17 protein-coding genes are annotated in these 23,471 nt (G+C 44.4%); all 17 read left to right on the top strand.

Annotation, left to right across the window (positions count from 1 at the left end; translation table 11 throughout):
* The first annotated feature begins 28 nt into the window (after nt 1-28).
* Nucleotides 29-3,646, top strand: a complete 3,618-nt coding sequence (locus GT575_RS01835) for a hypothetical protein (protein ID WP_161171373.1) — start codon at nt 29-31, stop codon at nt 3,644-3,646.
* A gap of 15 nt (nt 3,647-3,661) precedes the next feature.
* Nucleotides 3,662-4,030, top strand: a complete 369-nt coding sequence (locus GT575_RS01830; RefSeq protein WP_055222268.1) for a DUF6711 family protein — start codon at nt 3,662-3,664, stop codon at nt 4,028-4,030.
* Between the two features lie 10 nt (nt 4,031-4,040).
* Nucleotides 4,041-6,011 (top strand): hypothetical protein, encoded by a 1,971-nt coding sequence (locus GT575_RS01825; RefSeq protein WP_161171372.1) that lies wholly within the window; start codon nt 4,041-4,043, stop codon nt 6,009-6,011.
* A gap of 14 nt (nt 6,012-6,025) precedes the next feature.
* Nucleotides 6,026-7,111, top strand: a complete 1,086-nt coding sequence (locus tag GT575_RS01820; RefSeq protein WP_161171371.1) for a collagen-like protein — start codon at nt 6,026-6,028, stop codon at nt 7,109-7,111.
* Nucleotides 7,112-7,123: 12 nt separating this feature from the next.
* A complete protein-coding gene (locus GT575_RS01815) occupies nt 7,124-8,332 on the top strand; it encodes a hypothetical protein (protein WP_161171370.1) in 1,209 nt (402 codons plus the stop codon).
* An 18-nt stretch (nt 8,333-8,350) separates the two neighbouring features.
* Nucleotides 8,351-8,776, top strand: coding sequence for a phage holin family protein (locus GT575_RS01810; protein WP_055222264.1), 426 nt, complete (start codon nt 8,351-8,353; stop codon nt 8,774-8,776).
* Nucleotide 8,777: 1 nt separating this feature from the next.
* Nucleotides 8,778-9,698: a GH25 family lysozyme gene (locus GT575_RS01805; RefSeq protein ID WP_161171369.1), complete on the top strand. Its 921-nt coding sequence runs from the start codon at nt 8,778-8,780 to the stop codon at nt 9,696-9,698.
* Between the two features lie 222 nt (nt 9,699-9,920).
* Nucleotides 9,921-10,505 (top strand): transcriptional regulator, encoded by a 585-nt coding sequence (locus GT575_RS01800; RefSeq protein ID WP_015534548.1) that lies wholly within the window; start codon nt 9,921-9,923, stop codon nt 10,503-10,505.
* 187 nt (nt 10,506-10,692) lie between these two features.
* Nucleotides 10,693-11,703, top strand: a complete 1,011-nt coding sequence (locus GT575_RS01795; RefSeq protein WP_022217055.1) for a LacI family DNA-binding transcriptional regulator — start codon at nt 10,693-10,695, stop codon at nt 11,701-11,703.
* Nucleotides 11,704-12,214: 511 nt separating this feature from the next.
* On the top strand, nt 12,215-13,522 hold the full coding sequence (locus tag GT575_RS01790; RefSeq protein ID WP_015534549.1) for an extracellular solute-binding protein: 1,308 nt from the start codon (nt 12,215-12,217) through the stop codon (nt 13,520-13,522).
* A 104-nt stretch (nt 13,523-13,626) separates the two neighbouring features.
* A complete protein-coding gene (locus GT575_RS01785) occupies nt 13,627-15,063 on the top strand; it encodes a carbohydrate ABC transporter permease (protein ID WP_015534550.1) in 1,437 nt (478 codons plus the stop codon).
* Nucleotides 15,063-15,905, top strand: a complete 843-nt coding sequence (locus GT575_RS01780) for a sugar ABC transporter permease (protein WP_022217052.1) — start codon at nt 15,063-15,065, stop codon at nt 15,903-15,905. The genes GT575_RS01785 and GT575_RS01780 overlap by 1 nt, the downstream gene beginning before the upstream one ends.
* A 210-nt stretch (nt 15,906-16,115) precedes the next feature.
* Nucleotides 16,116-17,957 carry a hypothetical protein gene (locus tag GT575_RS01775; protein ID WP_161171367.1) on the top strand — a complete coding sequence of 614 codons (1,842 nt, stop codon included), beginning with the start codon at nt 16,116-16,118 and terminating at the stop codon, nt 17,955-17,957.
* Nucleotides 17,930-18,142 (top strand): hypothetical protein, encoded by a 213-nt coding sequence (locus GT575_RS01770; protein ID WP_015534553.1) that lies wholly within the window; start codon nt 17,930-17,932, stop codon nt 18,140-18,142. Before GT575_RS01775 ends, GT575_RS01770 begins: the two co-directional genes overlap by 28 nt.
* Nucleotides 18,143-18,283: 141 nt before the next feature.
* The gene (locus GT575_RS01765; RefSeq protein ID WP_161171366.1) at nt 18,284-19,411 is read left to right on the top strand and encodes a glycoside hydrolase family 53 protein; all 1,128 of its coding nucleotides are present in this window, start codon (nt 18,284-18,286) and stop codon (nt 19,409-19,411) included.
* A gap of 195 nt (nt 19,412-19,606) precedes the next feature.
* Nucleotides 19,607-21,676: a diguanylate cyclase gene (locus tag GT575_RS01760; protein WP_161171365.1), complete on the top strand. Its 2,070-nt coding sequence runs from the start codon at nt 19,607-19,609 to the stop codon at nt 21,674-21,676.
* Between the two features lie 388 nt (nt 21,677-22,064).
* Nucleotides 22,065-23,222 (top strand): FprA family A-type flavoprotein, encoded by a 1,158-nt coding sequence (locus tag GT575_RS01755; RefSeq protein WP_161171364.1) that lies wholly within the window; start codon nt 22,065-22,067, stop codon nt 23,220-23,222.
* Nucleotides 23,223-23,471 lie beyond the last annotated feature (249 nt).

Genomic DNA, 23,471 nt, shown 5'->3' with positions numbered 1-23,471 from the left:
TACGAAAAGGAAGGAGGTGGGACAGAATATGACAATAGAGGAGATATCCGTCAAGTTTACTGCTGACACCAATGAGCTGAAGAAAGCTCTTTCAGATATTACCGAAACTCTCAAGGGAACTGAAGCACAGACCATGGACATAGCAAGTGCCTTGGATGAGATAACGCAGCCTATCAAGGATATGTCAAAAGACCTCAGGACGCTCACAGAGCAGAGTGCTGCATATAACAAGCAGATGTCAGAGGTTACGAAGACTGTTAGCGGAACAGGCAAGGCGGTTGGTGAGATAAATTCCAAGATGCAGACTGTATCAAAGCAGAGCACTGCTGAAACGGCCAAAATAACGACCGGATGGAAAAAAGTCAAAGAAACTATGCAGGATGTATTCAACTCAAGGCCAACAGCTAATTGGGGTGGGAATACAAACAATGGCGGTGAGACGAGATCGTATAAGGTTTCGAGAAATCCCGGTGATGCAACACAGGAAAAGGCACAGAAAGCTCTTGATGCGGAACAGGCCAAGCTCCAGAAGTTGCAGAATACCCTCAATGGGTACAGGATAAAGCTGGACGCAGTGAATCAGAAGTACGATATACAGAATCAGAAGGTTCAGAAAACCAGTAATGATATACAGGCACAGCAAACAAGACTTGATGGTTTAAAAAGAGATTATGAGGCGATGTCCTCAATAATGTCTGAGCTGAATATTGACGACAGCATAAATGCAGAGATGGTCAGACTCAAGACTACACTTGATGAAAATAAAATATCAGCCAACGAGTTATTCAATGCCATGGAGAGACTCAAGCAGTCTCCTTATGACATCATAGATGTTGGTAATTCGTTCATGTCCATGGAAGACATGACTAAAAAGATGAATGAACTGGATACATCAAGTGAACAGGCATGGGGAAGACTTGAGAAGTTGGAAACAGCCATGGAAGGAGTCAGTGCCGAAAGCAGAAACTTTGGAAGCACACAGGGGCTTCAGAGAATGAACTCTATTATTACTCAGCAGGAGAATAAACTGAGATCACTTCAGAACGCATATAGTACGGCATCGGCACAGTCAGCAAGTTTAAGCGGTAAGCAGGAAATGCTTCAGGCAAATATGCAGCAGACAAGGGATTCTATACAGCAGGCACAGGAACGCATATCACAGCTCAGTGCCGCTTTGCAGAATACATCTCAGAATACATCTACTGGCTTTTTTGGCAGACTTGCATCTACTGTCAAGAATGTCGGTAATGCTACTGCATCACTGATTCATAGGTTCCAAAATGGTGTGTCCCACATAAGAAACTTTGGAACTGCGGCGGGCAATGCTGGGCACAGACTGCTCTCTCTTTATGAGAATACAACACTGATAGGAAGAGGATTATCATCACTTAAAGATAAGCTGTCAGGATTAAGCTCTAAGTTTACACAGACTGCCAGAATGGTGAAGTCTATGGTGCTCTCAATGCTGTTTATGCAGCTTATGAGTGGCATGGGTGAGACCTTGCAGAGCTTTGCGAAGCAATCGGCAGTTGTGAACAATGATCTGTCACTGCTGGCATCATCATTTACCTATCTGAAAAGTAGCATATTATCAGCATTTCAGCCGCTACTCAGCTATATAACACCAATACTTACAAGTATAGTGAACACTGTGGCTGATGCATTCAACAAGCTAGCTGAGTTCTTTGCATACCTTACAGGTCAAACAACATTTGAAAAGGCTGTATATACTCAGAAAGATTATTCGGCAAGCCTTGACCAGTCGGCGGCAAGTGCAAAGAAACTGCAGAATGTGCTGCTGGGGTTTGACGAGATCACCAAGCTGGATGATAACAGTGGAAGCTCCGGAAGCGGCAGCTCCGGAAACGGACTGAATACAGGCAACTGGAAAACCACAAAGGTTGATATATCAAGCAGCCTTGCAGATTCTATCAAGAGTGGCAACTGGGAAGCTGTTGGAAAGGCCCTTGGAGACAAGATAAACAGTGCTTTAGGATCTATTGATTGGAGCAGTGTCCAGAAGAAGTGCAACAGCATAGCCGAGAAGATAGCCGACTTTTTAAATGGAGCAGTTGAGGAGACAGACTGGAATCTTGTAGGATCCACACTTGGTAATGGAATCAACACAATTCTGGGAGCAATCAATACATTCCAGAAGAAGTTTGATTTTAAGAAGTGGGGAGAGTCCCTTGCGGAAACACTAAACAGCACGCTGTCCACTACAGATTGGTCGCTGGCTGGAGATACGCTTGGTACAGCGGTTCAGAATGTCATAGATACAGGCTTTGGCTTTGCCAAGACGTTTGATTGGAAGAAAGCCGGGGAGAGTGCAAGCAAGACAGTTAATAACTTCTTTGGAGCGATAGACTTTAAGGAGGGTGGTAAGACCTTCGGTGAGGGTGTAAAGGGTGTACTGAACAGTATATCGACATTCTTCGATGAAGTGGACTGGGATTCTATTGGTACAGATCTTGTCGATGCAATAACATCGGTAGACTGGATAGGAATCATTACAGGTGCTATCAAGGCTGTCATCAGTGTTGCAGGCGCGTTTTACAAATTGGTACTTGCTATCTGGGATGCTATTATCAATCAGATCAAGAGCACAGACTGGTCAGATCAGGCACAGAAGATATGGGAAGGTATCAAAGATGTATGGGCTAAACTCAAGGATACAGCACTTGAGGTTGGTCTCAAGTTGAAGAATACTTTGTCAGATATTTGGGAATCGATAAAGAGCCTGTGGGGAGACTCAGAAAACAAGTCACTGCCTATAGCAGCAAAGTTGTCAGCGGCGCTTGATGAGGAAACTGTTGGTAAGATAAAAGGCTGGGCAACAGATAAGCTGCAGGACTGGAAAGATAAAACCGCTATATTGACTGCCACTGTAGCAACTACACCAGCGGCTATAAGACAATGGTGGAAGGACAGGGCGGATCAGTGGAAGGATAAGATATCAAAGTTTAGCGTTAATTCCGTGACAACGATTCAGAACATAAAAACGTGGTGGAACAATAGATCGGCACAGTGGAAAAATAAGATATCAAAGTTTAGCGTTAATTCCGTGACAACGATTCAGAGCATAAAAACGTGGTGGAACAATAGAGCGGCACAGTGGAAGAATAAGACTGTAAGGTTCACAATCGTAGCAGCTACTTCTGCGCAGGCACTAAAAAACGGTTTCAGATCAGCCATAAATACGGTTATTGGATGGATAAATACTTACATTATCGACAATCTTAACAAGCTGAGTTGGAAGATTAATCCTATCCGTTATTATGATATTATTCACGGAAAATATAAGACATTATTCGATGGAACTACAATTGGTTTTAATGTTGGACATATATCCACATTTGCGACTGGCGGTTTCCCGGAGGACGGCTTGTTCATGGCGAACCACGGAGAGCTTGTTGGTAAGTTCAGCAATGGTAAGACAGCAGTTGCGAATAATGCTCAGATAGTCGAAGGTATTGAAGCTGGTGTATACAGGGCGGTCACAGCGGCGAACAGCGGTGGCGGCAAGCCAGGTGGAAACACACCTGTGATAAATGTATATGTCGGCGGCAAACAGGTTACAGATGTTGTTATAAAGGACATCAACGGCAGGACCATCCAGACAGGCAAGAATCCAATATTGGTATAGGAAAGGAGTGAGACTGTGGCAGCAGAGCTTGTTATAAATGGAGTGGACATGCCAGATCCAGCGATCAATGGTGGTCTCACTTATGCGCCAGAGAAGATCTGGAGCAAGAACACTGGGCGAGTCTCGGATGGAGAAATGTTCGGTGATATCGTGGCCAGAAAGATGACATTGAAGATTAAGTGGAATTACCTCACAGAATCACAGATAGCACTTATAGAGAGTGCAATCTATGATTCTTTTTTTGATGTTAAATTCAAGGATCCACGAACAAAGCAATATGTAACAAAGAGGATGTATGCAGGCACTCCGACATACCCGGTATATGACATACGTGATGGAATGTACAGGTATACAGGGGTTGGAGTTGACCTGATAGAGAAGTAGGAGATATCGGATGTACACGAAAGTATCAGATAACTTTGGCAATAGAATAATGGGCGATGGCAGAACCTTCAGAGCACGTATAACATGTGATGACACTGTCATAGAATCCGGTTTTGTCAGTGTTGATATGAAGTGTATAGCCGGAACTGGAACAAGCACCTTAGAGATAGGGTGCGCCAGTTCCACGCAGCTTGATATCACAATGATACAGCCGGATATAAGTCTGACCGGCAAGGAATTTCTGCTTGAGATAGGCCTCATGCTTGATGATGACAGTATAGAGTATGTCAAGATGGGATACTTCATGGCCCAGAAACCTACTGTTGATGATGGCAGGATCACATTCACGGCATACGACAGGATGGCTTACAAGATGTCAGGATATTATCTGTCTAATCTCTTATATCCTTGTGATATATCGGAGGTATGTGCAGAGATAGAGACATTGACAGGCATCAGAATGAAGAATGCTCCGTCAGGAATCAACATATCAAAAAACTTTGATGGCTACACATACAGACAGGCAGTTGGGTTCATAGCCGGCCTTACTGGTAAGTTTGCGACATTTGACAGGAACGGAGTGCTTGATTTCAGGTGGTACACGACAACGGATTATTCGGTAGGGCTTAACAGGTCGTTTGATGATGTTGTTGTGCAAGAGAACATGTTTCAGGTTGGGTATATCTCATGTGCTGTTGATGAGAACAGCACAATAAAATCAGGACAGGGGCTTACAGGAATAGCAACAAGCAACTTCCTGATGACACAGGAGATTCTTGACGGCCTGTATGCAAAGCTGAAGGATATGAGCTATCATCCAACGACATGCAGTTTTGCGGGTGATATGAGACTTGAGCTTGGAGATATAGTACAGGTATTGAGCAGAGATGGCAAAGCATATCCGGTGCCGGTCATGAGCTTGGATTTCAGTTATGACGGCGGGCTTATAACGGCTATCGGATCATATGGCAGTACAGAACTCAGTGAAGCGACATATGTAAGCCCAACCGAGAACTATGTGCAGCAGGTATACAGGCGTTTGTACGCAGATAAGCTGGATGCGAAAGATGCGGCTATCAAGTATGCACAGATAGATTTTGCAAATATAGGTAAGGCAGCTCTGGAGCAGTTTTTCGCCAAGTCGGGATTGATTGAAGATGTTGTGGTCGGTGATCAGAAGGTCACAGGAACACTCGTTGGTGTGACTATCCTGGGAGACAGTATCAAGGGTGGTACAGTCATAGCGGATAAGCTCGTCATCAAGGGTGAAGATGGTCTGTATTACAAACTGAATACTGATGGTAACACAGTAGAGAAAGAGCAGACGGATTACAACAGCCTTGATGGCGGTGTGATCAGAGCCAAGTCTATCACGGCAACTAAGATAGCTGTTGATGATCTTGTGGCATTTGGAGCAACAATAGGCGGCTGGCACATAGCGGATGGTGGTTTATACTCTGGCGCAAAAGAGAGTATGAGTAATACATCCCGGGGAACATATCTCGGAAGTGATGGCCAGATAAACATTGGTGATTCTGACAATTTCATAATGTTCTATGTTGACAATAAGGGAGAATCCCATCTTGCCATATCGGCAGATAAATTTACCCTCGGTAAGCAGAACATAGAGGACGTTATAAGCGACATAAAACAGGATGTTGATAATGTTAGAGATGAGATAACCACACTCCTGAGGATAGAATCATCAAGAGGAACCGTATTTAAAAATAATGCAGTATCAACAGTCTTGTCTGTGGTGATATACCACGGAAAAGACAGGATAACAGAAATAGATAAGTTACATGAAGTGTATGGAAGTTCAGCCTACATCCAGTGGAAATGGCAGAAACTTGATGAAGAAGAATATGGAATAATATCATCCGCCGATTCAAGAATGAGTAACGACGGATTTTCTTTTACCCTTTCACCAGATGACGTGGACACAAAAGTAACTTTCATGTGTGAACTTATAACAGATTAAGGAGGATTATATATATGGCAACAATAAAAGCAGCAGATCAGGTTACTGTACTTGATGTATCAGATGCTTACAACGTAGTGTTGTCAAGCGAAGCATACACATTCCTTGGGGACACGCAGGGAGCTGCGGCCGGTTCTAAATGCACAACAGATGCGGCAGCATATTGTGGTAATAACATGTGTTCCGTTGTTACAGTAGATGCCAAGGCAATAGTTTGCCCAACAGGAGTGACAGCTGCGGTAAGTAACAGTGGAACTTCAAAAGTCACAATCACGTTTACTCTGACGGCGAAGCTGACAACTGCATGCGAGGCAACTATCCCAGTTGTTGTTGATGGGGTAACGATCAACAAGAAGTTCTCGTTTGCCGTAGCGAAGACAGGAGCAACAGGAGCTAAAGGCGATAAAGGTGATCAGGGAGTACAGGGACCTCAGGGCCCGCAGGGTGTATCCCCAACTGTATCAGTCACTAAAACAAACGGCGTGACAACCATAACCATCACCGATAAAGACGGTACACATACCCAGACTGTTAAGGACGGCACTAATGGAACTCCAGGGGCAGCTGGGGCAAACGGCAAGACATCGTATTTTCATGTAAAATATTCAAACGATGGAGGAAAAACATTCACATCAAACTCGGGTGAAGATGTTGGAATGTATATAGGTACATGTACAGATTATAACCCGACAGACCCGGCAACAGTAGGGGCTTATACATGGGCAAGAATCAAAGGCGAAACGGGCGCCAAGGGTGATAAAGGCGCAACTGGAGAAACTGGCCCTCAGGGTGAGAAAGGCGCAACAGGAGCAACAGGCCCACAGGGCCCTCAGGGCAATGCAGGAGCGGATGCACTGACATTAACAATTACATCAAGTGCCGGAATCATCTTTAAGAATAACACCGGTTCTACGGTACTTACAGCACATGTATTCAAGGGCAGTGCTGAACAAACTATTTCTTCAACAGGAGTAGTATCTGGGATAGGTACAGTCAAGTGGTATGCAGGCGGAGTATACCAGAAGTCTTCAAATACTTATGCGGTGGGTGCAGGAGATGTACCTAACTCACTGGCTATAACATGTCAGCTTGAAGCGTAAGGGGGTGTTTCTATGGCTACAATCAAAGCCAAGGCAGAAATAACCATATTTAATGTCAAGGATGTCAAGAGTGTAACAAGATATTATCTACTTCAGTCATCCACGGCTACAGCACCAGCTAAGCCAACGGCAAATCCTCCCGGTGGGAAATGGGTTACAACTGAGCCAAGCTACACCAGTGGATCTACCAATACTTTGTACTTTGTAGATCAGACAATATTGAGTGATGGTTCTGTGTCATATTCAGATGTATCTAAGTCAAGCAGCTATGAAGCGGCAAAGGCAGCTTACAACAAGGCTCTGTCAGTTGAGAAGTCTGGGAATGAATTGAAGCTATTCTGGGAGAAACTTATAAACGTTGACGAAGCGGATCCGGACAACTATTCAAAGTATATAACATTCAAGGATGGCAACATCATTGTAGGTATCGCTGGACTGAAGCAGCAGCTTGTGATCGGAAGCGATGGTATATACATAACGAATGACAGTTCGGTGAGCGCAGCTAAGGCAGGCGTGGTATGGCTTGGAAAGAATACTATCATCGGTGATAACTCTGGCGAGTCGTCACTGACAGTCAGAGGAGATGTGGGAGCGTCACTTTTTAAGGTAATAGACTCAATCTTAGCATCGACTTGGCTGACCGCAAGGGATAATGCGGTATTTAATGCTGGCGATACCATTCTTGACAACGACTATTACCCGCTCATATCGCTTCCAACCCTAAATTCGACTTGGGCAGTAGCGGCATACAATAGTGTGTATGGAAATGCACTTGCGTTTACGAGGACAACAGATAGTGACTATTCAGCCGGTACAAACAGGAAGACAGGCAACTCATCTTATCTTGACAGCGGCATTGGAATGGCTCTCGATGGTACAGGTGTATCTGGAGCAATAACGGTTAACAGCACAAATGCATCTAATATAACAAACAGAAACCTCAGACGTATCGGCAATGTTGTGCAGATGTACATGTCATGTAAGGTCAAGAAGTCATACGCTGTTGGTAGGACCGGAACTGTAGGTGTTGCATCCGTCCCGACTGGTTTCAGGCCGGTATCGATCGTAGCTGTATCATCCGGTCAGCAGGGACCGCCGGTTACAGGAATCGTGGGGCCTGACGGAAACATCTGCATGATGGGTACTACAGTGAAACTTGCAGCAAATGATGAGATATCACTCTCTGGAACATGGCTGACAGGCGATAAATTGACATCTTAATTTAGGAGGATAAAAAGTATGAAAAATGCAATATGTACAACCGCCGGAGCAATAGGCGGTGTGATAGCATCCCTGTTTGGTGGATGGGATGCAGGGCTGGCAACACTGGTCATGTTCATGGCCATAGACTATGTGAGTGGCTTGGTGGTGGCTGGAGTTTTTCACAACAGTAAGAAAACAACGTCAGGAGCCTTAGAGAGCAAGGCAGGATGGAAGGGATTATGTCGTAAGGGCATGTCCCTTTTGTTTGTATTGATAGCCTATAGGCTCGATCTGGCGATAGGGTCAAACTATATCCGGGATGCGGTGATAATAGGATTTATTGTAAATGAGACGATCAGTATTGTGGAGAACGCTGGTCTCATGGGTGTACCGCTTCCTAAGGTAATCAATAAAGCAATAGATATATTAACCTCAAAGAGCGAAGAGAAAGGTGGGGAATAATATGAATGGAATAGACATCAGTGCATGGCAGGGAGATAAAAATATAGACCTTGCCAAAGTGCCATACGACTTCTGCATCGTGAAGGCGACCGAGGGAACGAACTACAAGAACAGATACTTTGCAGCGCATTGCGATAAAGTTTTGAGTAGAAAAAAACTTCTGGGAGTATACCACTATTCAAATGGCGGAGATCCACAGAAAGAGGCTGACCACTTCCTTGCGTATGTAAAGAAGTATATCGGCAAGGCGGTACTTATTCTGGATTGGGAAGCCAAGGACAACCATCTGTTTGGTGTCAAGGATCTGGAATGGTGCTTGCAGTGGTGCAGTTATGTGCAGAAAAAGACAGGCATTAAGCCACTGATATACATCCAGAAGAGCGCTATGGATGCAGTGAAGAAAACTGGTTTTGGCCTGTGGGTCGCTCAGTACCCAGATTATGTTGAGACTGGATACCAGGAGCACCCATGGAACGAAGGAAAATATAATTGCTTGATCAGGCAGTATACATCTGTTGGCAAGCTCTCAGGCTACAATGGCAACCTTGACCTCAACAAAGCATACATAAGTGCAGCATCATGGCACAAGCTAGCTACTAAGGCTGTGAAGATTGTCACTATTAAGCCGGTAAAGAAGAGCGTCAACACACTGGCTAAAGAGGTGCTGGCGGGCAAGTGGGGCAACGGTACTGATCGTAAGAATAGACTCACAAAGGCTGGATATGATTACAATAAGGTACAGGCAGCAGTCAACAAGCTCGTCAAGGCTTCACAGATGTCAGAGGACAAGATCATCAATGCAGTTGCTCATGAAGTCATCATAGGCAAGTGGGGCAACGGACAGGAGCGTATCAATAGGCTTAAGGCAGCGGGGTATAATCCAACTATAATCCAGAACAAAGTCAATGAGATTTTGAAGTAGAACAGAGAGCCCATCATAGCAATATGGTGGGCTTTTTTTAGGGGCAATTTAGGGGCAATTTAGGGGCAATTTAGGGGCAAAAAATTGATTTGCCATGATATGTTATTACACGAAGTACCTTCAAAAAGTAACGTATTTAAGCCATTTTGAGATATTTTGACATATCAATATATTAATTATAAAATAAACAATATGTATAAATGTATACAATGGAGGAGAGAGATGAATAGAAGGAGAACAAAAAAGGGGGCGTCGGATTCTACAGAAATGGTAGATACGATAGGCTTCAATATGCGGGATATCCGCAAAAACAGCAGATCTTCGAAGTATACGGTAAAGTATATGGTTGCGGAGATAAATGAGCTCCTGCCGGAGAATCATAAGATAACAGAAGGGATATATTACAAGTGGGAGAATGAGGAGAGGCTTCCGACAGCGCGGCACATTCCGGCTATAGCTAGTGTTCTCGGTGTGTCTGAGACTGCACTTTTTCACTGGCAGGGTATGAAGAATGGAACTGTCAACAGTAAATATAGTCAACTGGTTGAGAGCGTTAAAGCACTTGGAGATGACAAGACGGCTGATATAGCCTGGCTTGCATCGGGTTGGTCAGGTGACCTTAAAGCTCTGGTTGAATTTGACATGCTGTATGCAAGTCTGCCTGCGGAGGACAGACGGGATGTGGCATCTCTTGGAATAAGATTATATGATGTGTGCAGGAAAGAGGGCAGACTGAATCAGGATGTGCCATCTGTGGATTTCTCTTATTTGCAGCAGGCTCTCAGGGATCTGTGGGCATCAAAGTAAGATATAATTGCACAAATAAAAAAAATATCTTTGTTCTTTTTGACAAAATATCCAACTTGACATGGTAAAAATCAAAAAAATCTTGACTTGTGCACAAAAAAAGCTATGATAATATCAAGGGCAACCGATTGCGCATGGAGCGTTGCGCAAATGCGGAGATATGTGCTGAACAAAAGGAGACTTGAACATGGAGACAAAAGAGTCAGGCCAGAAGATGACCATTTCTGATGTGGCTGAGGCGTTAAATATATCTAAGACTACAGTATCGAGAGCGATTTCCGGAAAGGGAAGGATCGGTGCCGAGACAAGGCGGAGAGTTCTCGAGTATATAGAGGAGCATAATTATAAGCCAAGCGTTATAGCGAAGGGGCTGGCACAGTCAAAATCCTATAATATAGGATGGGTCATGCCGAGCGACTACAGCGTGGTGGATCTGCCGTTCTTTCAGAAGTGCCTGATGGGATTGCTGGAGATGGCTGCGCCAGTGGATTATGATGTGCTTGTGTGTACAGTGTCACCGGATGATATGAGCCAGTTGGAGAGAATTGTTGAGAATCATAAGGTGGATGGGGTTGTACTTGGAAGAACTCTTGTGAATGATGCCCCGGCAGAATATCTCAAGGAAAAAAAGATACCATTTGTTGTGGTTGGAAGTATGGATGATGACAATGTTGTCCAGGTTGATCATGATCACAGAAGTGCATGCCGTGAGCTTACATCTATACTGCTTGCCAAAGGAATGACTAAGGTAGCCCTCATGGGTGGCAATAAGAATCATGTGGTAACCCTCAACAGGTATAGAGGATATCTTGATGCGATGGAGGATATGGAGGTACCGGTAGATAACAGCCTGGTATACTTTGATATAGATAATTCCGTATTATGTGAACATGCCATTGAAGAGATAATGAAGCAGAAAGCAGAATGCATACTGTGTATGGATGATGGAATATGCCAGAATGTACTTAATATACTGGATAAGAAGGGCATAAAGGTGCCAACTGATGTGAGAGTTGCGTCATTCTACAACAGCTCACTTCTGAACAATTACCAGCCTGCGATCACATCGCTCCAGTTTGATCCGCGTGAGCTTGGAATGGTGGCATGTAAACTGCTGGTGGATTTTATAGAGGGCAACGAAGTTAAGAAGAAGACACATCTGGGTTATGAACTCAGATTAAAAGAGTCAACGAAGTAATTCATAGTTATATATCCTTCCTAGAGGGGCGTCAGTGTTTGGCTGACGCCCTGTTTTTATGTGAAAAGGGCCAGAATATGCGCAATATGCGCAAAAAATGATGCGCGACGGGCATGAAAATACACCATAGAATATTGCTGTTATAGCAATATTCTATGGTGTAACAAAGAGGAAAGTAATGAAAAAACGGCCTAAATGAGTGTAATAATGGCTAGAAAAGGAAATGAAACATGAAAATCTCACATATGGGATTGCGGATGATTAACAAATATTACCATATATAGTGTGCAACGCAAACGGGTGCGCAAAATATAACGAACATGGAAACGTTTCCGAATGAAGCGGCTTGTGCAAAATGTATATTTTTTTATTTTAAAAGTTATATGAATTAGTAGTTGACAACAATAAACAGAACTGATAATATATAACCATAAAGAACAACCGATTGCGCACGGGAAACAATAAGGGCAACTAATTTTCTTATTATTTATTTAAAGAGGAGGACATAAGAATGAGAAAGAAAGTTTTATCATTAACACTTGTTGCTGCGATGATGGCAGGATGCCTTGCGGGATGTGGCAACGCAGATTCAAAGGACGAAGGAACAACAGCAGCTGCTGGCGACAGCACAACACAGGCTGCAGCATCAGATGATGCGATTCAGAACTTAATTGATGCAACAACAGGAACTGTAGATCTTTCGGTATGGGCTTCTGAGGAAGATCAGGATCTCACAACACAGGTTATTGAAGAATTCAAGAAAAAGTATTCAGATGTTGACTTCAACATCACACTCGGAGCCGAGTCAGAGTCAAAGACAAAGGATGATATCCTGGTAGACGTTGAGGCTGCTCCTGATGTATTCGCATTTGCTGATGATCAGATCAATGAGCTGGTTAAGGCTGGAGCACTTCAGCCGGTACAGGCTACATATACTTTTGATGTTGCAAACGAGAATGTAGCAGCTTCTGTTGAGGCAGCTTCTGTTGATGGAACATTATATGCATATCCAATGACAGCAGATAACGGATACTTCATGTTCTATGATTCATCAGTATTCACAGAGGATGATGTTCAGTCACTGGATGCTATGATCGAGGCAGCAAAGAAGGCAAATAAGAAGATTGCTATGAACGTATCAGATGCCTGGTATGTATACTCATTCTTCCAGGGTGCAGGTCTTGACCTTACACTTAACGATGACGGACTTACAAATACATGTACTTGGAATCAGGCAGGCGGTACAGACGTAGCTCAGGCAATTCTTGATCTCTTTAAGACTGGCGCATTTGTAGATATGGATGATCCTACACAGGCAACAGCAATCGCTGAGGGTACGATCTGTGCAGCAGTTAACGGAACATGGAGAGCGGCAGACGCTCAGGCAGCATGGGGCGAGAACTATGCAGCAGCTAAGCTTCCTACATACACAGTTGCAGGCAAGCAGGTTCAGATGGCTTCATTCTCAGGATGCAAGCTTGTAGGTGTAAACCCACATTCAAAGAACGTAGGCTGGTCAATGCTTCTTGCTGAGTATCTTACATCAGAGGATACACAGGTTACAAGATTTAAGCAGAGAGGTCTTGGTCCTTCAAACATCAACGCTTCAGAGTCAGAAGAAGTTAAGGCTGATCCAGCTATATCAGCTCTTGCAGCTCAGGCAGCATATGCAACACCACAGCGTGTAGGCGGCAACTACTGGACACCAGCTGAGACACTTGGTTCAATCCTTGCCCAGGGTAATCCGGACGGAACAGATCTTCAGAAGCTTCTCGACAATGCTGTAGAAGGAATTGAAGCACCTGTATCACAGGAGTAATTTTAAATAAGAAGTACTTTGAATAATATTTATAAGTTATAATGAGAATGCCTCATATGTCATTCGTGGCATATGGGGCATTTTAAAAAGAGAGGAGCTTTTTCATGAAGAAAATATCAGGATTCTTTAAAGCCATAGGAAGATACTTCAAGAATTTTGGTGTTGCTTTTGCAAAAGGTGATATATGGGTTAAGCTCTCAGCGGTTATCATGGGTGCAGGTTACTTCGCAAGAAAGCAGATCGTCAATGGTTTGATCATGCTCATCGTTGAGGCTGCGTTTGTGTTGATGTGCGTAGGCTATGCGGCACCAAACCTTGCCAAATTTGGAACTCTTGGAACTGTAAAGTTTGAGCAGGTATTTGATCCACTCACCATGCAGACAACCACTAATAATTACGACAATTCTTTCCAGATCCTTCTCAATTCGGTGGTTGCGTTGTTCATCATTCTTATATTCGTGCTTTTCTACATTCACAATATCAAGACAGTGTACAAGCTTCAGCAGATGAAGGAAAATGGAGAACATATAAATACATTCAAGGAAGATATGAAGTCACTCTTCAACGAGAAGTTCCACATAACACTTCTCACACTTCCTACAATTGGTGTAGTCATAATGAATATTCTGCCGATACTTATTCTTATAGCGGTGGCATTTACCAATTATGACCAGCAGCACCTTCCACCAAACTCACTGTTTACATGGGTGGGCTTCAAGAACTTCGCAAGCCTGTTCTCAAACAGCATGACAGTTACATTTGGATATTCATTCAGAAAGGTTCTTGGCTGGACACTTGTATGGGCGGTCATGGCAACATTTACCACATTCATAGGCGGTATCCTTCTTGCCAAGGCGATCAATTCCAAGACAACCAAGCTGCCAAAGATGTGGAGAACACTTTTCATCATATCAATAGCAGTTCCACAGTTCGTAACACTGCTTTTGGTTAGAAACTTCTTTGCTGATTCAGGTATTGTGAACACTATCTGCTCAAATATTGGTATCACAGACATGCTTAAGCATGCAGGACTTGTCGGTGAGCATCTTACATATATACCGTTCCTGACCGATCCTCACTGGGCAAAGGTAATGATCATTCTCATCAATATCTGGGTCGGTGTTCCATACCAGATGCTGATCGCAACAGGTGTTCTGATGAACATACCTACAGATCAGATTGAGAGTGCAAAGATTGATGGAGCAACAAATTTCCAGGTGTTCTGGAAGATCACAATGCCATATATCCTGTTCATTCAGGGCCCGGCACTTATAACAGACTTTGTAAAGAATATCAACAACTTCAACGTAATCTACCTGCTCACACAGGATGTATTCGTCACACAGAATCAGGCGCTTGCCAATTCGCATGCAAAGGAAGTTGACCTTCTTGTTACATGGTTGTTCAGACTTACAAATGAATACTACGACTACAAGATGGCATCTGTTATCGGTATCATAGTATTTATCATATGTGCAGCATTTACACTTATATCATTCTCAAGAATGATCTCAGGAGATAAAGAGGAGGAGTACCAGTAATGAAGAAAACAATAGGTTCGATCGTTAAACATATCGTATTACTTGTCCTCGCAGTTATCTGGCTGGTTCCGATCATCTGGCTGGTTGTCACCTCATTCAGCGGATATAAGGGAATCAACACAGCGCATTTCTTCCCAACTAGCTGGTCTATGGACAACTTTGTTCAGCTGCTCACAAGACCTGACTCGGTTGTGCAGTATGTGTCATGGTTCAAGAATACACTTATCATTGCAGTATTTACATGTATCATCTCTACTATATTTGTAATTATGGTCAGCTATGCGATGAGTTGTATGAGATTCAACGGCAGAAAACAGATCATGAGTGCGTCGCTGATACTCAACATGTTCCCTGGCCCACTTCTCATGATAGCAATTTACTTTATCCTGAAGATGCTGGGACTTACAAACAGCCATTTCGGTATGATCATAGTTTACTCAGCGGGATCGGGACTTGGATTCCTCATCATGAAGGGATTCATGGACACAATACCAATGTCACTTAAGGAGGCTGCCAGACTTGAGGGCGCTTCGGAGGCAAAGATATTTACGAAGGTAATTCTTCCTCTGTGTAAGCCAATAGTAGTGTATCAGGTAATCAGTTCTTTCCTTATACCTTGGGGCGATTTTGTATTCGCAAAGCTTATGCTCAACTCAGGAGTTTCGAAGGACTGGACAGTAGCTATAGGTCTTTACAATATGCTTGAAAAATCACTGGTCAACAAATACTTCTCAGTATTCTGTGCCGGCGGTATCGTGGTAGCTATCCCTATCTCAATACTGTTCGTCATCATGCAGAAGTACTATGTAGAGGGTGTAACTGGCGGTTCTGTAAAGGGTTAAGGCGGACGGTCTGAGAGAAATGAGAAAATTTATTTTGGGCAGGTGTCTGCGTACCGGATGGACCACATATGGATGGTGGTGTGGATGCCTGCTATAATTAGCCCTAAAATAGGGCAGACAGGATGAAAAATGAGGATATTGTCGCTTATTTGGGGACAATTATCTTTAGATCAAAAGGTTACAACATATACGAAATAGGAGATTTAAGATATGGAGAATACATTTATTGTAAACATTATCCATCGTCCTGAGATGGTTCCTGAGTATGCCGAGAAGGTTACAGGCCATGGTCAGGCAGAGGATATCGGAAGAAAAGCTCTCCTCACAGAGTCACTGGACATATTCAAGTTCCAGCAGGAGACAGCTCACAAGAACGGACTCAAGACTACTATTCAGATGACATATGCCAGTCTTTTCAATGAGGAGGCTGTGTCACTGGCAAAGGAGCATCACGAGAAGTACGGAGATGAGATAGCGCTCTCACTTCTTGGACTTCCTTGCACAGAGTTCAGAGAGAAGTACAAGACCAAGGACTTCTGTATCTGGATGTTCTCAATGGAGGACAAGAAGAATATCGTTGATGACGTATTTGGAAAGTTCCATGATATATTTGGCTTTTATCCAGTGTCTACAGGTTCATACTACATGGACGCAGAGCTCACAAACTACATTAAGGAGAAGTACCCATCAGTTAAGTGTGCAGTTGCAACATGCTGGGAGGAGGGCCCTAAGGCTTACCACACATGTAACAACTCATGGTACACACTGTTTGATGGCGGCCCATGGAATCCATGGATACCTTCAAAGCAGAACACACATGCACCTGCAGCAAATGAGGCTGAGGACAGCGGAATCGTTGCCATCCCGCATCTTTCAAGAGATCTGCTGGCATGCTATGATGGAAATGGTTCTAACTTTGGTACACATCCACAGAACGTTCTCCGTGGAATGATCTATGACAGCAAGACATGGGAGTACCCATATCTGTACAACCTTATCGACCAGTATCGTCATCTGGCTAAGTTCAACAATGGATATTCATACAACATGATGTTCGTTGGACCAGGCTGGCTGAACAAGATGGGACGCTGGGAGGCTCCATACGAGCTGCTCAAGAAGAGCTACGAGGATGGAATGAAGTATTATGGCGACCTGAAGAAGGAAGGCAAATGTATCGACATGACAATGGCTGAATTTGCTGACTTCTACAGAGAGAACAAGACATACGAGGAGCCTGAGTGTGCTCTTTGGAAGGATATACTGTACGGATCAGACAAGCAGATATTCTGGTACTGCGATCCATACATGAGAGCCCAGATCAACATGGATCAGGGCGGTGCGATCGTTGACCTCAGACCATACGCTGCAAAGCTCAACTGGCCTGTAGGTATCGGAACTCCACATGTTCAGGATGCTTCATATCCATTCCTGATCCAGGAGAAGTACAGAGCAGGATATTTCACACACTATGCTGGAGAGGGTACTGTAAGAAGTGCCAAGATCAGCTACAAGGGTGAGGAGGTCGACCTCTGTCTGTGCAGAACAAAGGCAACATTCTCGCAGGAGGGAAGCACAAGAATCCTTACACTTGACCCGGTTGACATCGAGTTCTACGATCTGACAGTTAAACTTCAGACAAAGATATATTTTGAGGAGGGTTCATCCAAGATAAGACATGAGAGAACTATCCTCGAGATGAGCAACCCTGATGCAGAGGTTGAGATCAATGAGTACATGGTGGCATGCTACGGTACAACAGAGTACCCAGAGGACATGACAGGAATTACTCTCACAGCAAAGAATGCTTCAGAGAGCAAGTCACTTATATATGAGTACAAGTGCAGAGAAGAGGATCTCGCAGGCGCCGATGAGGTGTCAGCAGTTATACCTGCGATCGAGACAAAGGCTGCCATGGGAGCATCTGGCAGCGATGCAACAGGATATTTCAAAGAGGGATATGCGTTCTCGCCAATGTTCACTCTTGGTTATACAAAGACACTTAAGGATAAGGAGGTATTTTCAACATGGCTCAGTCTGGAAAAGGCAAATTAAATTACAGATGTCCAATGTGTTTTATGAGAGATCTGGATATAGATATGTTCTATGATAAGGACAAGAAGGAATACTACTGTATCCGTTGTCAGTATGTTGGACCAGAGGAGGACGTTCTGGCAAAGAACGAGCTCATCAGAATAAAATATGGAAGAATGTATGACAGGATTACATTTGACGACTAGGTGACAGATGTCATCTTGATAGAAGGCCGCCGACAGATGAAGATGAACTGGTACATCAGGAGTATGCAGAACATTTTTCTTCGGCGGCTGTTCTTGGTTATAACAGGCAGTAAAATAAATGCAGGTGAAGGAGACAAAAATATGGCAGATTATATAAAGGGCGTGGATCTCTCCGCTGTTGCCGAGGTTGAAGAGTTGGGTGCGAAATATTATGACAATGGTGTGCAGGGAGATATATTTGACATACTTAAGAACTATGGTGTGAATTCTGTGAGACTTCGTCTGTGGAATGATCCGTACACGGAGGACGGCGTACCTTATGGTGCGGGCACAAATGACCTTGAGGTATACAAGAAACTCTCGAAGCGCGCTATGGATCATGGAATGAGCATTCTACTTGATTATCACTACAGTGATTTCTGGGCTGACCCGGGTAAGCAGAGGGTGCCGAAGGCGTGGAGAGGCATGGATGCGGATCAGCTTGAGCAGGCTGTGTACGACTACACAAGGGAGACTCTTTTAGAGATGAAAGATGCGGGCGTTTTACCTCAGCTTGTTCAGGTTGGAAACGAGCTTACAAACGGACTGATGTGGCCGCTGGGACAGAAGCCGGAGTATGACAATATCGCGAAGTTTGTGAGCGCAGGAATAAGGGCGGTCAGATCGGTTGACTCTGATATTCCGGTCATGATACATCTCGACAATGGCGGCAACAATCCTATGTATGTGGACTGGTTTGATAACTACATGGAAAGAGGAGAAAATTTTGATATAATTGGAATGTCGTATTATCCGTTCTGGCATGGAACCATGAAGGAGCTGGAGGCAAATATGCGGGATATGGCGGATAGATATGGCAAAAAGATAGTTATTGCTGAGGTTTCCATGGGATTTACCATGGAAGACTATGCTGACTATGAGAAACTGGGGCCTGACGATAGAAAGGGCTATGCCACAAAACCTTCACTGGTGGAGAATCTTGACTACCCTATGACACCTGAGGGACAGGCGGAATTTATGAACGACATAATGAAACTGATAGATGATGTTCCCGGTGGCGATGGCTTTTATTATTGGGAGGCAGGCTGGATACCAGTACCGGGAAGCGGCTGGGCTACGGAAGGTGCTCTGTCATATATAGATGAGTCTGGACCATGCGGAAATGAATGGGCAAATCAGGCACTTTTTGATTATGACGGACATGCTCTGCCGGCACTTAAGACTATACGTGATTACAAGCCGCTGCACAGCGACTATCCACTTAAGTGAATTATGGGGACGGAGGTGTCTGTCCCCTCCGTCCCCGTGGTTTCTGATAGTAAAGTACATATTTTTGATACATTTGGATATGTTTTGGTTGGGCGGGTCTGTGTATAATATATACAGATGCGCCCTTTTAATATATTTGGCAAATTTACAGATGGGGGACAGGACGGGTTGTTCTGATTGATCAGGAGGTAAGGTATGAAAAAAGTAGCATTGTTCATGGATGGCTGGAAGAGGTATTTCACCTACGCCTGGCCGCTGGGATTTATGCAGAAGATAAAGGAAGCCAGGGCTGATGTGAATTTGTACATATTCAACAGCAATGGCAATTGGAACAGGGACGACGGTTACAGCTATGGAGAATACAATATATACAATCTTCCGGAGCTGACAGACTTTGATGGGATCATAATATCTGTCAACAATATTAAATATCCGGAAGTCACGGCGGAACTGCTGTACAGGATAAGGAAGAGCGGAGTTCCGGCTATAAGCCTCGAGACTGCTTTTGATGGTCTGCATTTTGTGGGTATAGACAATTATGATGCCATGTATGACATGACTCGGCATATGATAGAGAAACACGGTGCGAAGAAGGTGTGGTATCTTGCCGGACCGAAGGACAACTATGAGGCTCAGGAGAGATGCCGGGCATTCAGGGACTGTATGGATGAATATGGCCTGACTGTGGATGATGAGGATGTCCTGTTTGGAGATTTTGGTTTCAATGACGGTGTGACGGGCTTTGAGGAGCTGCTCAGAGCACATGGACATACGTGTATAAAACACGAGAAGGATGGACCTGATTACGGCGGCCCTGCGGAGGTGTACGGTGAGATAACCAGTGGCAGTTTTGCGGATTCTGCTCCGAATGCCGAGGCTTCGAATAATGATGAGATGGACGATAGAAGGCTGGAAGAACGGGAGATAGTGAAGAAGATCCTTCCGGATGCAATAATCTGTGCAAATGACAACCTGGCTGTGGGTGTATGCAACAGAGCTGAAGCACTTGGACTTTCAGTGCCAAAGGATTTTAAGGTTACAGGATTCGACAACTTTGATAAAGCAGCGTACTATACGCCGCGCATAACAACGGTGAGCAGGATCCGTGAGAAGATCGGAGCTGCGGCTGCAGAGATTATGCTGAATATCTGGGCGGGAAACAATCCGGATACCAGCTCTTATATAGATTATAATTGTATATTTACGGAGAGTTGTGGCTGTGGCACGGATGCTATGCTGAACGGCAGACAGTACCTGAAGAATTATATAATGGGAGTTGTGGAACGCGAGGAGATAGATGAGAGCACACTTGACTTCACGCATTTGCTCAGCAAATGTGGTGATTACAGTGGCCTTTATCCATGTGTACAGACGGCATATTCACAGGCAGAGTGTAAGAAATGCGTTATGGTTGTCGACAGATCCCTTGTGGAGATGGGGGAAGCTGGCCCGACTCTCTCAGCAGCATACGATGAGGATGTATTTGCTGTGAAAGGCTATCCTCAGAGAATGCAGATCGTGTACAGGCAGGGCATAGCTGATGACGGTGACGATACATACCATAGTATGTTTCCTCTTTTGGATGATGAGACAGGCGGCAATATATTTTTATTTGCGCCATTTCATTTCGGAGAAAAGGCAGTTGGGTTCTGCTGTGTCGAAAATGGATATTACCTCATGGATAAGCAGCTTTGGTCAACTGTAATGAGCGAAGTGAATGTAGCCATGATAAACCTGTTCAACAAATGGAGGCTAGAGCAGATCAATCAGGAGCTTACGGCGATATCCATAAAGGATCCACTTACCCAGATATACAACAGGGAGGGTATGAGACAGATCGCCGCAAAGGCATTTGACAAGGCTGCGGGCCAGGGCAGGGCACTTCTCATAATGTTTGCAGACATGGACAGGCTCAAATATATAAATGACACTTATGGTCACGAGTACGGAGACAAAGCCATAAGGAGTGCCGCAAGAGCCGTAGCAGGCGGAGGCGGAATAAGCAGTATTCCGGTTAGATATGGCGGAGATGAATTTGTATCCATATCTATATACGATGAGGCGGAACCTCCTGAGGAAAGAAAGACGGCAATCCTTGAGAAAGCCAGGGAGATAGCGTCGCAGGAGAAACTTCCATTTGCCCTGGAGTTTAGTATAGGTTATGTTATAACAGACCCGGATGGTGATAAAACCCTTGAGGAGTATGTGAGGGAAGCGGATCACAGCATGTATCAGGAGAAGATACAGAGAAGGGTAAGCAGATAATAATAAAAAATTATCAAAAAATGGAGAATCAGGTCTTATGTGCTGATTCTCTATTTTCATTTAGTATGTTATAATTAACTGTCATGATCCAATTCGCCGCTCGCCAATCATGCAAGCGTGTTGGCTCGCTTGCGCTCATTATATCATATCGCCTGTCGGCTCAATGAGGACATTCGCATTATGACGTCTTGCGCAAGCGCATCCGTCGCAATGCTCATTATATCATGATTCGCACCTACGGTGCTTTTCGTTGCTGTCGCAACTATCATGATCCAATTCGCCGCTCGCCAATCATGCGAGCATGTTGGCTCACTTGCGCTCATTATATCATGTGGACACAACGTGGATTATTTATATTAGATACTTAGGATCAAAAGGAGGATATACAATGCTTAAGAATGTAACAGACACAGTATTTTATGTGGGTGTGGATGACAAGGACATAGACCTGTTCGAGAATCAGTACATCGTGCCAAACGGAATAGCGTACAACTCATATGTCATCATGGACGAGAAGATCGCTATCATGGACATGGTGGATGCAAAGTGTGCAGACCAGTGGTTTGCAAATGTGGCAGAGGTGCTTGGCGACAGGAAGCCGGATTATCTCATCATATCCCATCTTGAGCCGGATCATTCCGCCAATCTTGGTGATGTGCTTGCGAAGTATCCGGATATCAAGATCGTATCAAATGCCAAGCTTTTCGGAATGCTTCCAAATTTCTTCGAGGTTCCTGTGGCTGACAGAAGCGTGACAGTTGCGGAGGGACAGACACTCTCACTTGGAAGCCATATGCTCCAGTTCTTCATGGCTCCTATGGTCCACTGGCCTGAGGTTATGGTCACATATGAACAGAGTGAGAAGATACTCTTCTCAGCGGATGCATTTGGCAAGTTCGGCACTCTGGATACCGACGAGGACTGGGCATGCGAGGCGAGAAGATATTACTTCAATATAGTAGGAAAGTATGGAATGCCTGCACAGGCACTTCTGAAGAAGGCAGCAGGACTGGATATCCAGAAGATATGTGCACTCCACGGACCAATCCTCACAGAGAATCTTGGATATTACATCGGAAAATATCAGTTGTGGTCAACATACACACCTGAGGATGAGGGAATCTTCATCGCATACTGCAGTCTCCATGGCAACACAGAGAAGGCTGCAAAGAAACTGGCGGAGATACTTGAGGCAAAGGGGGCGCCAAAGGTTGCGATATCAGACCTCTCAAGGGATGATATGGCAGAGTGTATAGAGGATGCATTCAGATACGACAGACTGGTTCTGGCAGCCCCAACATATGATGGCGGTGTGATGCCTGTCATGGCGGATTTCATCAACCACCTGAAGATGAAGGCGTATCAGAAGAGAAAAGTGGCATTCATTGAGAATGGTTCGTGGGCTCCAATGGCAGCCAAGCTCATGAAGGAACAGATGTCAGCGATGAAGGATATAGAGATCGTGGACGAGCACGTGACCATAAGGTCTGCGTTCAAGCAGTCGGATGTGGCAGCGCTCGAGGCGCTGGCTGGAAAACTGTTATAAGAGATAAGGATAATAAACATAAAGTAAGTCTGAAACCGACTTACATACGTAGTTATTATTCATCTAACAGGTGAGTTGCTACAATAAAGTTGTTACACAGAGTTGCTATACATATCGTGAGCAGGGAATTTGAGCCCGCCGGTCCTTAGGTGGCGCTGTGAGGCGGCACCTTAGTACCGCTGCAGGGCAAAATAAGCGGAAGCGACCCAGCGAATGATATGTATAGCAGTTCTGTGTTCAAAGATAGAA

Origin of the sequence: Coprococcus sp. BIOML-A2, assembly GCF_009875795.1 — a bacterium.
In the GTDB taxonomy this organism is placed as follows: domain Bacteria; phylum Bacillota; class Clostridia; order Lachnospirales; family Lachnospiraceae; genus Coprococcus; species Coprococcus aceti.
The sequence above is the reverse complement of the archived record's forward strand: the minus strand, read 5'-3'. Positions and strand labels throughout refer to the sequence as shown.

What these genes read in the sequence shown, in the direction of transcription:
- GT575_RS01835 (WP_161171373.1), top strand. Translation starts at nt 29, where the DNA reads ATGACAATAGAGGAGATATCCGTCAAGTTTACTGCTGACACCAATGAG.
- GT575_RS01825 (WP_161171372.1), top strand. Translation starts at nt 4,041, where the DNA reads ATGTACACGAAAGTATCAGATAACTTTGGCAATAGAATAATGGGCGAT.
- GT575_RS01820 (WP_161171371.1), top strand. Translation starts at nt 6,026, where the DNA reads ATGGCAACAATAAAAGCAGCAGATCAGGTTACTGTACTTGATGTATCA.
- GT575_RS01815 (WP_161171370.1), top strand. Translation starts at nt 7,124, where the DNA reads ATGGCTACAATCAAAGCCAAGGCAGAAATAACCATATTTAATGTCAAG.
- GT575_RS01810 (WP_055222264.1), top strand. Translation starts at nt 8,351, where the DNA reads ATGAAAAATGCAATATGTACAACCGCCGGAGCAATAGGCGGTGTGATA.
- GT575_RS01805 (WP_161171369.1), top strand. Translation starts at nt 8,778, where the DNA reads ATGAATGGAATAGACATCAGTGCATGGCAGGGAGATAAAAATATAGAC.
- GT575_RS01800 (WP_015534548.1), top strand. Translation starts at nt 9,921, where the DNA reads ATGAATAGAAGGAGAACAAAAAAGGGGGCGTCGGATTCTACAGAAATG.
- GT575_RS01795 (WP_022217055.1), top strand. Translation starts at nt 10,693, where the DNA reads ATGGAGACAAAAGAGTCAGGCCAGAAGATGACCATTTCTGATGTGGCT.
- GT575_RS01790 (WP_015534549.1), top strand. Translation starts at nt 12,215, where the DNA reads ATGAGAAAGAAAGTTTTATCATTAACACTTGTTGCTGCGATGATGGCA.
- GT575_RS01785 (WP_015534550.1), top strand. Translation starts at nt 13,627, where the DNA reads ATGAAGAAAATATCAGGATTCTTTAAAGCCATAGGAAGATACTTCAAG.
- GT575_RS01780 (WP_022217052.1), top strand. Translation starts at nt 15,063, where the DNA reads ATGAAGAAAACAATAGGTTCGATCGTTAAACATATCGTATTACTTGTC.
- GT575_RS01775 (WP_161171367.1), top strand. Translation starts at nt 16,116, where the DNA reads ATGGAGAATACATTTATTGTAAACATTATCCATCGTCCTGAGATGGTT.
- GT575_RS01770 (WP_015534553.1), top strand. Translation starts at nt 17,930, where the DNA reads ATGGCTCAGTCTGGAAAAGGCAAATTAAATTACAGATGTCCAATGTGT.
- GT575_RS01765 (WP_161171366.1), top strand. Translation starts at nt 18,284, where the DNA reads ATGGCAGATTATATAAAGGGCGTGGATCTCTCCGCTGTTGCCGAGGTT.
- GT575_RS01760 (WP_161171365.1), top strand. Translation starts at nt 19,607, where the DNA reads ATGAAAAAAGTAGCATTGTTCATGGATGGCTGGAAGAGGTATTTCACC.
- GT575_RS01755 (WP_161171364.1), top strand. Translation starts at nt 22,065, where the DNA reads ATGCTTAAGAATGTAACAGACACAGTATTTTATGTGGGTGTGGATGAC.